This is a genomic window from Methanoculleus oceani (assembly GCF_023702065.1).
Classification (GTDB): Archaea; Halobacteriota; Methanomicrobia; order Methanomicrobiales; family Methanoculleaceae; genus Methanoculleus; species Methanoculleus oceani.
On sequence record NZ_QFDM01000003.1, the window covers coordinates 15,729 to 30,228 of the forward strand.

Consider the following 14,500-nt stretch of genomic DNA (forward strand, 5'->3'; position numbering starts at 1 on the left):
GCGAGCGGCTGCCGGACCGGCCGTGCATGAGAAGAGCGGCGCGCAACAGAAAGCGTTTAAGGCATGACGGCCGACAGTAACCTGAATGGGCTCCGGAAGCCGGACAGGAGCGGATTTTCTCCTGATCAATCTTCTCCTCCTCGTTCTCACCCAGCCCGGCGCACTCGTCCTGGCCGGATTCGATCCGCCGTTCGGCCTGACGGTGAACGCCACCATGTGGATGGCCGCGTTCGTCGGCGCCTCCCCCCTCGCCTTCCTGTATCTCCTCGTCAGGAGCGAATCCCTCGGCAGGCGGTTCCTCTGGGGAGTGGCGGCCTACATCGCTCTGATACTCACCGTCGCCTATGCGTCGTACCTCCTGCAGCAGCCTCTCTTTGAAGGGTTCAGGGCGCCGGGCTACGAACAGACCTTCCCGGTCTTCCTTGTCGCCTCCGTGCTGACCGCCGTCATCTCCTTAACACTCCTGCCGGTCGGGGTTCTTGCCTACGCCGGAAGCCCCGAAAACCTCCCCCTGCTCGTCGTGAACGTCGCGCTTCTCGCGGCGGCCGTGCTACTCTGGCGCCTGCGCTCGCGGAGTGAGGGGCCGTACGGGAGTCCCTGAGCGGGTGTACCTCGCAGGGTGACACCACACTTTTCCCTCCCGGCGGCGATGGCTGCATTGTATCCGGCGCATCGGAGCCTGCCGGAGAAGCGAGAGATATCATGGAAAACGGACCCAGGGGAGCAATCCTCCAGAGAGACGGCGCGTCATACGCGATCGTGCCGAGAACGCCCGCAGGAATCGTCAGCCCGGAGCACCTGAAGAGCATCATCAAGGTCGTCAGGCGCTACGACATTCCCGTCATCAAGATGACGTCGGGGCAGCGAATGGTGCTCGTGGGCATCAAAGAAGAGGACATCGAGAGCATCTGGAACGAACTCGGGATGACCGTGGGCCAGGCGACCGCGCCCTGCGTCCATTACGTCCAGGCATGCCCGGGGACGGTGACCTGCAAGTACGGCAAGCAGGACTCCCTGGGCCTCGGGCTCGAGGTCGAGGAACTCTACCAGGAGATGGACCTGCCGGCAAAACTCAAGATGGGGATCTCCGGGTGCCCCCGGTGCTGCGGCGAGAGTTACCTCCGGGATATCGGCATCGTCGGAAACGCGAAAGGCTGGACGGTCGTCTTCGGGGGCAACTCCGGCGGCCGCCCCCGGATCGGCGATCTTGCCGCAAAGGATCTCACCAGAGAGGAGGCGCTCGACCTGGTCCGCCGGCTGCTCGAGTACTACCGCGAGAACGCCAGACCGGGAGAGCGGACCGCACGGTTCGTCGAGCGGGTCGGCTTTGACGCCGTCAAAAAGGACGTCCTGACCTTCGCCCCCTACATACCGCTGGATTCTGTCTGATCCGGTTACGGGGACGAGGGCCGCAGACCGGCCCCGTCTCCCGGCGGGCCGTCGATGCAGTCGGCGTTCGCGATCATCCGGTTGACGAACTGCCGCTGGACGCAGGAGATGAACGGCAGGGTGATAACGACGGCGTTCCTGACCCCGTCTTCGCGGTAGACGATCATGCAGACCCGGTCGTCGGCGATGAAGATGTAGTCGAGCAGGAACGCCGACCCGTCCACAGGGATCGGCCCGCAGTAGATCTTCTCAAAGATGTTCTCCTGGAAGAAGGTGCAGAACGGCTTCGGGACGTAGAGGGAGGCATCTCCGAGCGGCTTTCTGATCCCGCGCTTCCCGTTCGGAAGGAGGACGCTTACGGGGTGCTCCCTCGACGCATCGGCGATCAGCCGGGCGAACTCGCCGATCTCCCGGTAATCCAGGCAGACGACGGCGAGGTCGCGGGTGACGCCGCTAGCGAGCGATTCGGCGTGGCGCCGGATACTCCACTCCCCCTGCACGTACCAGATCGGCGAGTTCTTCGACCGGGCGTCGAGCGAGAGGGCGTCAAGACCCTGCACCGCCGCCGTCGCCGCGGCGTCGACGGCACTTTTTAAGTGGTGGATGACGACGGCGGGCTCGGCCGGGATGTAGACGTGGGGGTTCCCTCGCCGGACGGTGATGAAACCCCGGCCGGCAAGCCCTTCGGCGATGTCGTAGACCCTGGGGCGCGGGACGCCGCTGGCCTCGTGAACCTGGCGGGCGCTCCCCTCCCCGATCCCGACAAGGACGGCGTAGACCCGGGCTTCGTACTCCGTCAGCCCGAGCGCCGTGAGGCTCCGGATCAGGTCGTCCATTATTGTTACTATGAGAGTTACACGAGAGTTAAACCTTCGGGAATACCATACTCTCTAAGATCTCCACCATGCGACTGAGAGCAATTCTTGAGCGTATCAGGCGGTTCGTCGGCAGGGAAAGCAGCAGCCGTTCCGGCACCGGCCCCGACGAGGTCAGCTCCCTCCTCATCGACACCTTCGCCGGGGACGGCGGCGAGGAGGCGGGACGCGGAGGAACGGTATCGGCGGCGGCCATCCGGACGGCGTGCCGCCGGATGCAGGGGGCGAAGACGAAGGGCGACCTCCTCCGGGTGATCGCCGGCGAAGCGGCGGCATTCGACCTCCACGACCTCGAGACGATGAACGCCCGGTTCGAGCGCAAAGTCAGCCACCTCCCGGAGGGCTACCGCGACCGCCTTCTTGAAAGTGTCAGTGAAGAGATCTTCGGGGCGCACCACCGGCTCGTCCTCCTTTCCCGGAACGGCGGTGGCCGCGAGCTGGACGACCCCCCCGACCCGGCGCTCGGCGGCTACGCCGCCATGGTGGCGGAGGCCTGCGCCTTAAAAGCGCGGGAGAAAGACCCGAAGTACCTCTACCTGAAGTACCTCCTCTCCGCGTTCACGATGTTTGTCCAGGAAGAGCCCGCTCATCCCGTCGGCACCCCGTTTCCCGGCGGACAGATCGTCGACGAATGGGAGGGGACCTACCTCTGCCCGGTCAGGGACCTGGCCGACGACGTTCCCTATGCCCTCTGCCCCTACTGCCCGGCGGTCCAGAGCACCGAACCGACCTACCCGGAGATGCGGGCCCGCCGGCGGGAGCGGAGGCGGCGTGAGAGCCTCGCGAACTACTGGACGAATTATAAGGGATGAGTGCCATGAGAACACCTGGAGATGAACGAGATGAAGATTGTTGATGTAGCACAGGAACCGATCGGCGAGAACCCGCACCACGTCGACGCCCGGAAGGTCTACGACACCGAGCATGCGACGGCGGTGGTGATCACGCTTAACCCCGGCGAATCACTCAAGAAGCACATAACCCCGGTGGACGTCTTCTTCTACGTCCTCGAAGGCACGGGGGTCGTCGAGATCGGCGACGAGCGTGCCGAGGTCGGGAAGGACCACCTGGTCGAGAGCCCGGCAAAGATCCCGCACCGCTGGATGAACGAGAGCGACCGCACCTTCCGGGTGCTCGTGGTGAAGGTCCCCCGGCCGACGACCGGGACGAAACTGCTCTGAGGACACAGATGGTCGTTGAGTCGATCCCGAAGGCCGCAGGGTTCGTCTACGGCATTATCGCGTTTGCCGCCCTCGTCTGGCTCTGGCGCTCCGGCCGGTTCACCCGGCGGCGTGCGGTGCCGTTCCTCGCAGCCTCGACGCTCTTCGGGTTCCTGGTCTTTGCGCCGGTCTTCCCCTACCAGTTCCAGGCCCTCGTCCTCCGGGATGCCGCGGCGCTCGGCTCGCCGCTTCCCATGGCACTCGCAGGACTGCTCGCCTTCATCGTCCTCGCCCTCGTATTCGGCCGGATCGTCTGCGGGCAGGTCTGCCCGGCTGGCGCCGTCCAGGAACTCATGTATCTCGTGCCGGCCCCAAAGCACGGCCGCGCCGAAAGCCGGGTCCCGGTGGCGGTCAGGGCGGGCGTCTTCGTCGTCTTCCTCGCCGCCGGCCTCGGGCTCTCCGTGAACCTCCTTGCGCTCATGGGCCTCCCGGCCTTCTTCAACCTCACGGTCGCGAGCGCCTCGTTCTTCGTCTTCCTTTCGATCGTCCTCCTCTCCGCCGTCGTCTACCGGCCGTTCTGCCGCTATGTCTGTCCCTACGGCGCCCTGCTCGCCCCGGCGGCGTCAAAGAGCCTCTACCGGCTCCGGCGAACGGAGGCATGCATCGGCTGCCGGAAATGCGAGCGGGCGTGCCCGACAGGGGCGGCGGACCCGGCCGCCGGACTCGGCGAGTGCTACCTCTGCGGCCGGTGCACGGAGGCCTGCCCGGCGGACGGGGCGCTCGTCTACACGCGGGCAGGAAGGAAAGAGTAGATAGGCAAGAGCAGCAGAGTAACATGAAGGCTGGTGCAACAATGTCTGAAGAGAAGCGTGCAGAGTTGCGGGGGAAGGTTCTCCGGCTGGCGGATCTCGTCGCCTACCAGGACGGAACCGTGGCAAGCAGGATGATCGTCAACAAACCGGTGGGGAGCATCACCCTCTTCTCGTTCGACGAGGACGAGGGGCTCTCGGAGCATACCGCGCCCTACGATGCGGTGGTGACGATCCTCGAGGGGGAGTGCGAGGTCTGGATCGCGGGCGAGACACACCATATGCACGAGGGCGAGACGATCATCTTCCCGGCAAACGCCCCCCACGCCCTCTCGGCCATAACCCGGTTCAAGATGTCGCTTACGATGATCAGGGAGTGAAGAGACGTGACGAACGAGAAGGAAGGCGATTACTGCACCGTCTGCGGCGGGATCCGGCCGGACGCGATCAAGATCAAGACAGTTCTCGTGGACGGGAAGGAGACCGGCATCAACCAGCTCGAACTGATCGTCGCCGGCGTGCGGGACCTGCACCTGAAGGATGAAACCGCGATTCGCGCCGAACTCCTCAAAAGGGCCGCAGTATTCAACTACATCCCGACCAAGAAGAAAGAGGCTTACGCCGAAGCCCTGATGCAGGAGTACAGGGGAACCGCGGAGTGAGCGGCCGGCACCGGAGCGGTTTCCGGCCTCATGCCCCATTAGCGGGAGCATTTTTACCATGTTACTTCAAGAACCGGCTTTTAGCTAGTATCGGTTGCGGTCCGCTCCACCCGTCCTCACCGTGAGGCGGTACCGGCGGGAATACCCGAACATCCAGCCGGCAAAAAAAGGTTAGGCGCTGATAGCAGCCAGTCTGCCATCCTCGCGCACGAACAGCCAGTAGCCCTCGGTCGGGGAGAGTCTCTGGTTCTCGCCCTGCGCCCCGGTCTGGTTGTTGATGAGCGCCGGCCGGTAGGCCTGGTCCTCTGCATCGTAGCCGACGACAGACACCCAGATGTCTTCCACCGATGTGAGCGCTTCATCTGCACTGCGCTCCGTCAGGTCGGAGTAGCCGATGGCGTTCCAGCCCGGACTGAGCGTCTTTACTGCAGGAGACCGCACCGGGTCGGTGCTGAGCATCAGCTCCACGGTCGTCTCCTCGGTCGAGTAGACCCAGTATCCCTCAAGGACCATCAGGGTCTCGTTCTCGCCCAGGGGCTCGAAGCCGCCCGCCGGGGTGTGGATGTAGAACGGCCGTCCGCCGGTGTCGACATCCGCAAAGACCACTGCTGCTGTGTCGTTGCCCACAGAGAGCGGCCTCGGGATTGAGACGAAGTTCCAGCCTTCATAGAGCTGGAGATCCACGGTCTCCCCCGGTGGGACCAGGGTCGGCGTCGGCGTGACGTTCACCGTCGGGGTCGGAGTCACGTTCACCGTCGGCGTCGGGGTCACGTTCACCGTCGGCGTCGGGGTCACGTTCACCGTCGGCGTCGGGGTCACGTTCACGGTCGGAGTCGGCGTGACGTTGACCGTCGGCGTCGGGGTCACGTTCACCGTCGGCGTCGGGGTCACGTTCACCGTCGGCGTCGGGGTCACGTTCACGGTCGGAGTCGGCGTGACGTTGACCGTCGGCGTCGGGGTCACGTTCACCGTCGGCGTCGGGGTCACGTTCACCGTCGGCGTCGGGGTCACGTTCACGGTCGGAGTCGGGGTCACGTTCACCGTCGGCGTCGGGGTCACGTTCACCGTCGGAGTCGGGGTCACGTTCACCGTCGGAGTCGGGGTCACGTTCACTGTCGGGGTCGGGGTGACGTTCACGGTCGGCGTCGGGGTCACGTTCACCGTCGGGGTCACCGTCGGGGTCACTGTCGGAGTCGGGGTTGGGATCGGGGTGTCCGGTGGGATCAGGACACCGTCGATCACGTAGACCACGATGTTGTTCGTGATCTGGATCTGGGTCGCAACAACGATGTTGTTGATGAGCAACTGGCCGTCGGTAAGCGAGACGTTGACATCCGTGCCCGCAACGGTCGGCAGGGAGATCTGCCCGTCGGTCGAATTCTCGCACAGCATCACGAGCTCTTCGATCGTGTAGTCTCCCAGGATGACGTGGTAATCAAGGATGTCGTTCAGGAGTGTCGTGTCGTTCTGGATAACCGAGAGTGTCTCATTGCCCAGCCCGGCAAACGCATCGTTGGTCGGAGCACATATCACGTAACTCCTGTTCGCCTCAAGCCTCTCGCCGATAGTGGAGTTGTTTACCAATCCGATGAACGTCGTCAGGTTCTCCTGCCCTGAAAGCCCTGTGACGATCTCATCGGTGATGTTCACTCCGGGTGTCGGCGTCGGCGTGACGTTCACCGTCGGCGTCGGGGTGACATTGACCGTCGGCGTGGGTGTTACGTTCACCGTCGGCGTGGATGTTACGTTCACCGTCGGCGTGGGTGTTACGTTCACCGTCGGCGTGGGTGTTACGTTCACCGTCGGCGTGGGTGTTACGTTCACCGTCGGCGTGGGTGTTACGTTCACCGTCGGAGTCGGGGTCACGTTCACCGTTGGAGTCGGAGTCACGTTGGCTTCCCCTTCGGCAGTGACGTTCACCGTCTCAAACGTGAGCGGGATGAGCGGCGTGTGGTCGTTGTTGACCAGCTGGACCGAGAGGTTGTGCTCGCCTGCCGTCACGTTCTCCCAGGTGTGGGAGAGGTTCGTGGAGATGACATAGCCGCCGAACTCCGGGACGGCTGGTTCGCTCTCATTCGTCGGCACCACGGCGTCGAGGTAGTAGTGCAGGTGGCCTTCGCCCGGCACGTTCGGCTGCCCGGTCGGCTCCACCAGCGTGAAGTTCGTGACGTTCACGCTCACCGTGACGTTCCCGGCAGTGACGCTGGCACCTTCCATGGGCTCAACGATGGTGACGTTCGCTTCGGCGGTCGGGGTCGGGGTGACATTGACCGTCGGCGTGGGTGTTACGTTCACCGTCGGAGTCGGGGTTACGTTCACCGTCGGAGTCGGCGTGACGTTGACCGTCGGGGTCACGTTCACCGTCGGCGTCGGGGTCACGTTCACCGTCGGGGTCGGAGTCACGTTGACCGTCGGCGTGGGTGTTACGTTCACCGTCGGAGTCGGGGTCACGTTCACCGTCGGAGTCGGGGTCACGTTCACCGTCGGAGTCGGGGTCACGTTCACCGTCGGCGTCGGGGTCACGTTCACCGTCGGGGTCGGAGTCACGTTCACTGTCGGGGTCGGGGTCACGTTCACCGTCGGGGTCGGAGTCACATTGACCGTCGGCGTGGGTGTTACATTCACCGTCGGACCCGGTCCATACTGACCGTCAGGCCCGGTCACGGTCGGTGTCGGGGTCACGTTCACGGTCGGGGTCGGAGTAACATTCACTCCCGGCAGCCCTCCGGTCACGTTGAAGGCCTGCTGGACGGGGCTTCCATTCAGGAGCACCGGCACGTCAGGTCCCGGGAACTCGTGGACGCCCGGCTCCCCCTCATCGACGTGGAGCATGGCATAGAGCACCGGCGTGGCGTTCTCAACCTCGATCGCCACGGTCACGTTCTCGTTCACGCCCTCGCTGATCGGGCTGTAGCCGATAATGGCCCCGGGTGTTCCGTTCAGGTCGGCGTGGATGTCCGCCCAGCCCGTCCGGTTGATCGTGGCGTTATCAACGATCACCGTTGCGTTCACAATCGGCTGATCGGACACGCTTACGGCGGGTGTCACGTTCGCCCCCGGCGTGGGTGTCACGTTGACGGTCGGCGTGGGTGTCACGTTGACCGTCGGGGTCGGAGTCACGTTCACCGTCGGCGTGGGTGTTACGTTGACCGTCGGCGTGGGTGTTACATTCACCGTCGGCGTCGGAGTCACGTTCACCGTCGGACCCGGTCCATACTGACCGTCAGGCCCGGTCACGTTCACCGTCGGCGTCGGCGTAACGTTGACCGTCGGAGTCGGAGTCACGTTCACCGTCGGAGTCGGGGTGACATTCACAGCCGCTCCGGCCACGCTGACGTTCACCATCAGTGTAAACGAGGCGTTCTCCACTGAATGACCCGGAGGCCCATAGGAGTAGGTCAGATTATCCCCGTCGGTCACGTTCGTCACCGCGGGCCCGGTCGTGCCCTGCTCGCCATCCACCCAGTACGTCCAGTTGTTCGGGGTCCCGTTCACTATCTCGTTCTCAATACCTGTAATCGATAGAATGCTGAGATTTCCCTCTTCCGGAGGCAGGTCTTCAGCAACCTGGTACTCGAATGCACCGAGGAGCGAGGCGGCGTCAAGTGCTCCAAGCACTGTCGTCCGCGGCACCTCGTACGTTTCGGTGCTGTTTACCGGTGTAATGTTCAAAGTCTCATCAGGGTTCAGTTCGACAGGGCCCTCTCCAATCGAGACCGCTATACTTGCGGCGGAGATCGACAGGAGAAGGACGATGCACAAACCGAACAGTACAGATCGTCTCATACAATATCCCCCCTTGCGGGCAAGGGAATAATCGAGGTAATATAAAAATATTGTGATAATAATTCTTGAATACCTATCTGGCCAAAATCCGGTCAATAATCAGGCATTGACCCCAATCTCGTTTGTTATGGGTATACGATCTCTTGATACAGAGGGCAGGACCGGGTAAATTTTTTTGAAGACCCCCTACGCCGTACCCTTCGGCAACATGGCCGGCCCTCTTCCGGCAGAAGGCCCCGCGCAGCAGGATTGGACAGCCGGAAAATGCCTGCAGAACGTTCGGCGCTTCAAAAAAAGAGAGGTGCATCAGGTCAGGAACGGCGCTCTATTGCCCTCCGTCCTGCCGCTTCACCTCACTGCACGACACCAACCAACCCGCTCTGGTTCTCGGCCATCGTCGTGGTCGGCGTCTCACCCATTGGGCCGGTCGGCGTCTCGGCCGGCGTCTCGACCTGCATCGTGGTCTGGTTCTCAGCCGCCGTCAGGTTCACGCTTGCAGGCACCAGCACCTGGTCGATGATGTGGATCACGCCGTTTGTCGTGTTGATGTCCGCCATGGTGACGGTGGCGTTCTCGACCATGACCTCGCCGTCGGTGGCGGAGACGTTCAGTTCCTCACCGGCGAGCGTAGTGAGTGTCGTCATGTTCCCGGTCTCATTCCCCATACCGAGGAGCCCGCTGAAGATCTCGAGAATCCCGCCTTCAGTCTGGTTCCCCGTCTGGTTCCCGGTCTGGTTCCCGGTCTGGTTCCCGGCCATGCTGGTGAGGTTCTCCGATGTGTACTCGCCCTCAACAACGTGGTACTGAAGGACCATGGTCAGGTTGGCGGTATCGATCATGAGCTGGTTCACGGTATCGTTCCCGAGAGCGTTGAACGCATCGTCGCTTGGAGCAAAGACCGTGTACGGCCCACCCGAGTTCAACGTGTCATAAAGACCCGCCATGGTGATTGCTTCGGCCAGCCTCGTCAGGTTCTCGTCCTGCCCAATGTAGGCGGCAATAGTCATATCTGCTGTCTGATTATCCATCTGCCCGATCTCTTCCCCGGGCGTCACGGTTACATTCTCGTCTCCCACCACTGCCGCAGTCACAGCAAACGGCATTGCCAGAAGGGCGAGAATGCATGCGCATAAGGTTATCCATCGTCTCATACTACCATCCCCCCTTGGGAGGGGGAAAGAATACGTATGGGATTATATAAATGTTGCCATAACTGCGATGGGAATCCCGATGGCGGAACAGGCCACTCCAGAGGATTCCAGGGCACACAGGGGGCCTCGAACCCGGCTGTCCGGGCGACACACAGTCCACGAACTCCTCACGCTTCTGAAAACCGGACGATCAACGGGCCTCCCGGGAATCAGGGCTCCTACAGCCGTATCAGCACGGCCTTCTCCTCCATATACTCCTCGAGCGCTCGGCTGCCGTTCTCCCTGCCGATGCCGCTCGCCTTCGTCCCCCCGAACGGCACCTCCGGGGGGATGCGCAGGTGCTGGTTGACCCAGACAATCCCCGCCTCAAGTTCTTCCGTCGCCCGGGCGATCACGTCCGCACTGTGGGTCCATACCGATGCCCCGAGACCGTAGCGGGAGTTGTTCGCGAGTTCAAGCGCCTCGTCGAGCCCCGGGACGGTAGCGATCGGCAGCACCGGACCAAAGACCTCCTCGGCGAAGAGAACGGAGTCGTGCGGAACACCGGCAATGAGCGTCGGCAGGAAGAAGTGACCGCGCTCGTATGCTTCCCCCCGAGGAGCCTGCCCTCCCGTGACGATCTCACCCTCATCCCGGTCCCGGGCGGCATCGACCTGGCCGACGACCCGCTCAAGGCCCGCCCGGTTGTTCAGCGGCCCCATGCCGACGCCGCGGTCCATGCCGTTCCCGACCACGATCGCCTCGACCCTCGCCGTCAGGCGCCGGACGAACTCATCCGCGATCGACTCGTAGACGTAGAGCCTCTTGACCGCCGTGCAGACCTGGCCGCAGTTGTAGAACCGCCCCCTGACGACCCCCTCGACCGCCGCCGGGATATCGGCATCGTCACAGACGATCATCGGATCGCTCCCCCCGAGTTCCAGCGTGAGCCGCTTCAACGCCGGTGCGGCGTCCAGGGCGACCTGCCTCCCGGTCCCGACCTCGCCGGTGAACGAGACCTTCCGAACGCCCGGGTTCCTCGCGATCTCCCGGCCGACCGTCTCCCCCGGGCCGGTGACGACGTTTAAGACACCGGGAGGAAGGCCCGCGTCCCCGAGGATCTCCGCGAGTTTCATGCAGGTCAGGGGGGCGGTCCGGGCGGGCTTCAAGACCACGGTGTTCCCCGCCGTCAGGGCCGGGCCGATCTTCCAGCCCATGATGATCGCCGGCATGTTCCAGGGGATGATCGCGCCGCAGATGCCGAGCGGGCGTCTCTCTACAGTAACGCGGCCGTAACCCCCGAGGTTCATGAACTCCCCCCGCTCCCCCGCAGAGAGAGCATGGTAGTACTCGAGGATGTTTGCGAACCCGTTGATCTCGTCGACCGCCTCGCGGATGGGCTTGCCCTGCTCGGCGGTCAGGAGCGCAGCAAGGTCGGTGTTCCTGCGGCGCACCTCCTCCGCTGCGAAGAAGAGGACTTTCCCCCGGTCCCGGGAGCTTCTTGCAGACCAGTCCGCGAACGCCTCGCCGGCGGCCTCGATTGCCGAACGGACATCATCTTCGCCGCCGAGCGGCGCTTCCCCGACCACGTCCCCCGTCGCGGGATTGTGCACCAAAAACACCTTCCCGGAGACCGAATCGCGCCACTCGCCGTTGATCAGCATCTTCATGGGTGATCCTATGAACGAGGACGGTAATATGCGCTCCGTCACCCGCGGTACTCGCACCGGCACCTGCCGATGGGAATGGCCACCGCCGCCGCCATCACGGCAAGCAGGAGAAACGCGGCCAGGAACCCGAACAGCCCGGCGGCCAGCCCCGCAATGGCGGAGAGGAACGTGAACCCGGCGTAGGATGCGGTGTTGAAGAGCCCGGTCATCACGCCCTGCTGGATCCTCGTCTCCGCAAGGAACGCAAGAACCGCGACGATGATCACCCCGGAAAGAGCCCCGATGGCGGGGAAGGCATAGGGAGTAAAATAGCCCGCCACGACCGCCGCCGCCATCAGGAGCGAGGCGGCCCGAATGGTCGGGACGGGACGGAAGTTGATCCGGGGGGCGACGAGCACGGCGATAATGGTCGCGATGTTGATCGTCGCGAGCTGCAGGGCGAGCACCGACGGGTCGTTCCCGGTGTACTCCGGGTAGACGGCCGCAACCGCCCCGGTCATCCCCACCAGAACGACCGCCGCGGAAAAGAGCCAGAAGTAGTTCCGGACGATCCCGGGGAGGTTCGCTTTCGCAAAACCCACGCGCTCGCTCTCCCGGACCGCAAAACCCATCCCGACCACGGGAACGGCAAGCACCGTAAAGAAAGCAATCCCCGCAAGATGACTGTCGAGGGCCGCATCGAGCCACCCTGTCGCGAGAAGCCCCACGACCAGGCCGAGGTTCAAAGCCGCCATGAAATACCCGCTGAGCTGCCCGGCCGACGGTTGAGAGTTCGCCCACGCAAGCGCCGCCGAGAGAAAGAGCCCGGCACCGATCCCCTCGACCACCCGGAAGGCGAGGAGCGGCAGGCCCGAAGGAAAGAGCAGGATGAGGACCCCGCTTCCGAGGGTCAGGAGAAGGCCGGCACGGATGAGCGGTACGCTGCCTATCCGGTCGCTCGCCACACCTGCCGGCAGCACCGCGACAAACGCGCCCAAAAAGTATGCGGAGTAGACCGCACCCTGCAGTGCCGCCCCCTCGGCAAAATCGGGAAGCACCGGGACGACGGCGTTCGAGAGCGCCATCACCACGAATATCCCGAAGATAATGGGGAGTTTTTGCAGCATTCCTAGATCATGCGGTAGGTCTCGAGATTCATGGGGGAATGCGTTTCGATACGGTGCCGTTTGTAGATGGAACTTGCAAGGTCGAGGGTCTTGTTCTCGTCGCCGTGGATGGTGAAGATCTTCTCCGGGCGCGGCTGCAGGTGGGCGACGAAGTTCATCAGCTGCTTGCGGTCGGAGTGGCCGGAGAACCCGTCGCTCGTCGCTATCTCGAGGTTGATCACGATCGTCTCGCGCCACCCGAGCGGGATCTCGCGCCATCCTTTCTGGATACGCCGTCCGAGCGTCCCATCCGCCTGGTAGCCGACGAAGACGAGCGCGTTGCGCTCGTCGGGGCCGAGAGCCTTGAGGTACTCCATCACCGGCCCGCCGTTCAACATACCGCTCGTGGTGATGATGACGCAGGGGTCGCCCGAGATCACCTTCTCGCGGAGACTCGGGGAGTCCACCTGGACAAAGGCGTCGGAGAGGAAGGGATTCAACCCCTCGCGGAAGATCTGGTTTCTCAGATCGCTGTTGAGGTACTCCGGATAGGTCGTGTGAATCGCCGTCGCTTCCTTGATCATGCCGTCGAGGTAGATCTTCACCGGCGGCATCTTCTGCTTCCGGATACCCTCCTCGAGGGCCAGCATGACCTCCTGCGACCGCCCTACGGCGAACGCGGGGATGATCACCTTGCCGCCGCGCTGGATCGTCGCCGAAACCGTCTCGTAGAGTTTATCCTCCGCATCCTTCCTCTGGGGCTGGAAGTCGTTCGACCCCCCGTAGGTGCTCTCCATGAAGAGCGCCTCGAGGCGGGGGAAGGACGAGACCGCCGGGGAGAAGAGGCGTGACTTCTGGTAGTTGAAGTCCCCCGTGAATGCGATGTTGTAGAGACCCTCACCGATATGGAAGTGCGCGATGGCCGAGCCGAGGATATGCCCCGCGTTATGGAAGGTGAGCTTGACGTCGGGGGCGATGTCGGTCACGCTGCCGTAATTGAGGGTGATGGAGTGCTTCATGTAGGTCCGCACTTCGTTTGAGGTATAGGGGATCTTGTCCGTCTCCTTCCGGACGACGTCCAGGTAGTCGAGCTGGAGCATCGTCGAGAGGTCCCTCGTCGGCGGGGTCGAGTAGACCGGCCCTTCGTAGCCGTACTTGAAGAGGAGGGGGACGAGAGCGCAGTGGTCGAGGTGCGCGTGGGTGAGCACCACCGCGTCGAGCGAGGTGAGCGGGGAGATCTCGGGCACGTAGAGGTACGGCGTCCCGTTCGCGATGCTGCCCGGCTTCTCGCCGCAGTCCACCAGGATCTTGCTCTCCGGCGTCGATATCAGGAACGCGGCACGGCCGACCTCGCGGCAGCACCCGAGCGTGGTGACCCGCAGCCACTGGTCCTTGTTCGTGACCTCGCGGTGGATGCGGCGACCGATCGCCCGCAGGAACGCCTTGCGTTCATCCTTCACCGACCGGAGGTAGGTGCGGATCTGCTTCACCGTCGAACTCTCGATGGGCGGCGTCCGGACCACCTTCGGCGTCCAGCCGATCTGTTTCGTGATCTCCCGGAGCGTTATGCCGTTCTTGCCGATGACGACGCCGGGCTTCTCCGCTTCGATCAGGACCTCTCCGGTCTCCGGGTCGAAGAAGAGATCGGTAATCCCGGCGTTCTCCGGCACAACGGACCTGATCTCCTGGGCCGCCCGTTCCGGGTCTTCAAGGATATTCGGGCGCACCACGATGCGCTTCCGAAGATCGCGAGCCAGTATTTTTATCAGGTCTGCCTGATCGGCAAACTGTTTCGGATCGTCGGTGTAGATGACGAGCTCAGGGCCTTCAAACTCGACGTCTGAGATCGTAATCCCGCTGGGAACAATCTTGTTGATCTGCTCCTTAAGTTCCTGGAGTTTCTCTTCAATCACCATTAAAATCGTCCTAAAAAA

13 protein-coding genes are annotated in these 14,500 nt (G+C 63.4%); 7 read left to right on the forward strand and 6 right to left on the reverse strand.

Annotated features, from left to right (window positions below; genetic code table 11):
* Positions 1-85: 85 nt before the first annotated feature.
* Positions 86-601 (forward strand): hypothetical protein, encoded by a 516-nt coding sequence (locus DIC75_RS09740; RefSeq protein WP_250987848.1) that lies wholly within the window; start codon positions 86-88, stop codon positions 599-601.
* 101 nt (positions 602-702) lie between these two features.
* On the forward strand, positions 703-1,389 hold the full coding sequence (locus DIC75_RS09745; protein ID WP_250987849.1) for a ferredoxin-like domain-containing protein: 687 nt from the start codon (positions 703-705) through the stop codon (positions 1,387-1,389).
* A 5-nt stretch (positions 1,390-1,394) separates the two neighbouring features.
* Here the strand turns inward: DIC75_RS09745 and DIC75_RS09750 are convergent, their stop codons facing one another.
* Positions 1,395-2,225 carry a TrmB family transcriptional regulator gene (locus DIC75_RS09750; RefSeq protein WP_250987850.1) on the reverse strand — a complete coding sequence of 277 codons (831 nt, stop codon included), beginning with the start codon at positions 2,223-2,225 and terminating at the stop codon, positions 1,395-1,397.
* Positions 2,226-2,293: 68 nt separating this feature from the next.
* On the opposite strand from DIC75_RS09750, the gene DIC75_RS09755 reads away from it, so the two are divergent.
* The 5 genes from DIC75_RS09755 to DIC75_RS09775 are packed head-to-tail and all read left to right on the forward strand — an operon-like array spanning position 2,294 to position 4,895.
* A complete protein-coding gene (locus tag DIC75_RS09755) occupies positions 2,294-3,076 on the forward strand; it encodes a DUF2115 domain-containing protein (protein ID WP_250987851.1) in 783 nt (260 codons plus the stop codon).
* 30 nt (positions 3,077-3,106) lie between these two features.
* Positions 3,107-3,445 carry a cupin domain-containing protein gene (locus DIC75_RS09760; RefSeq protein WP_250987852.1) on the forward strand — a complete coding sequence of 113 codons (339 nt, stop codon included), beginning with the start codon at positions 3,107-3,109 and terminating at the stop codon, positions 3,443-3,445.
* A gap of 8 nt (positions 3,446-3,453) precedes the next feature.
* Positions 3,454-4,236: a 4Fe-4S binding protein gene (locus tag DIC75_RS09765; RefSeq protein ID WP_250987853.1), complete on the forward strand. Its 783-nt coding sequence runs from the start codon at positions 3,454-3,456 to the stop codon at positions 4,234-4,236.
* 41 nt (positions 4,237-4,277) lie between these two features.
* Positions 4,278-4,613 (forward strand): cupin domain-containing protein, encoded by a 336-nt coding sequence (locus DIC75_RS09770; RefSeq protein ID WP_250987854.1) that lies wholly within the window; start codon positions 4,278-4,280, stop codon positions 4,611-4,613.
* Between the two features lie 6 nt (positions 4,614-4,619).
* Positions 4,620-4,895 carry an NAC family transcription factor gene (locus DIC75_RS09775; protein WP_250987855.1) on the forward strand — a complete coding sequence of 92 codons (276 nt, stop codon included), beginning with the start codon at positions 4,620-4,622 and terminating at the stop codon, positions 4,893-4,895.
* Between the two features lie 171 nt (positions 4,896-5,066).
* Here DIC75_RS09775 and DIC75_RS09780 read toward each other — a convergent pair whose 3' ends face one another.
* From DIC75_RS09780 to DIC75_RS09800, 5 genes are all read right to left on the reverse strand, one after another.
* The gene (locus tag DIC75_RS09780) at positions 5,067-8,681 is read right to left on the reverse strand and encodes a fasciclin domain-containing protein (RefSeq protein ID WP_250987856.1); all 3,615 of its coding nucleotides are present in this window, start codon (positions 8,679-8,681) and stop codon (positions 5,067-5,069) included.
* Between the two features lie 353 nt (positions 8,682-9,034).
* Positions 9,035-9,784, reverse strand: a complete 750-nt coding sequence (locus DIC75_RS09785) for a fasciclin domain-containing protein (RefSeq protein ID WP_250987857.1) — start codon at positions 9,782-9,784, stop codon at positions 9,035-9,037.
* A gap of 266 nt (positions 9,785-10,050) precedes the next feature.
* Positions 10,051-11,481 carry an aldehyde dehydrogenase family protein gene (locus DIC75_RS09790; RefSeq protein ID WP_250987858.1) on the reverse strand — a complete coding sequence of 477 codons (1,431 nt, stop codon included), beginning with the start codon at positions 11,479-11,481 and terminating at the stop codon, positions 10,051-10,053.
* A 38-nt stretch (positions 11,482-11,519) separates the two neighbouring features.
* Positions 11,520-12,587, reverse strand: coding sequence for an MFS transporter (locus tag DIC75_RS09795; RefSeq protein WP_250987859.1), 1,068 nt, complete (start codon positions 12,585-12,587; stop codon positions 11,520-11,522).
* Positions 12,588-12,589: 2 nt separating this feature from the next.
* Positions 12,590-14,482, reverse strand: a complete 1,893-nt coding sequence (locus tag DIC75_RS09800; protein ID WP_250987860.1) for a beta-CASP ribonuclease aCPSF1 — start codon at positions 14,480-14,482, stop codon at positions 12,590-12,592.
* Between the last annotated feature and the right edge of the window lie 18 nt (positions 14,483-14,500).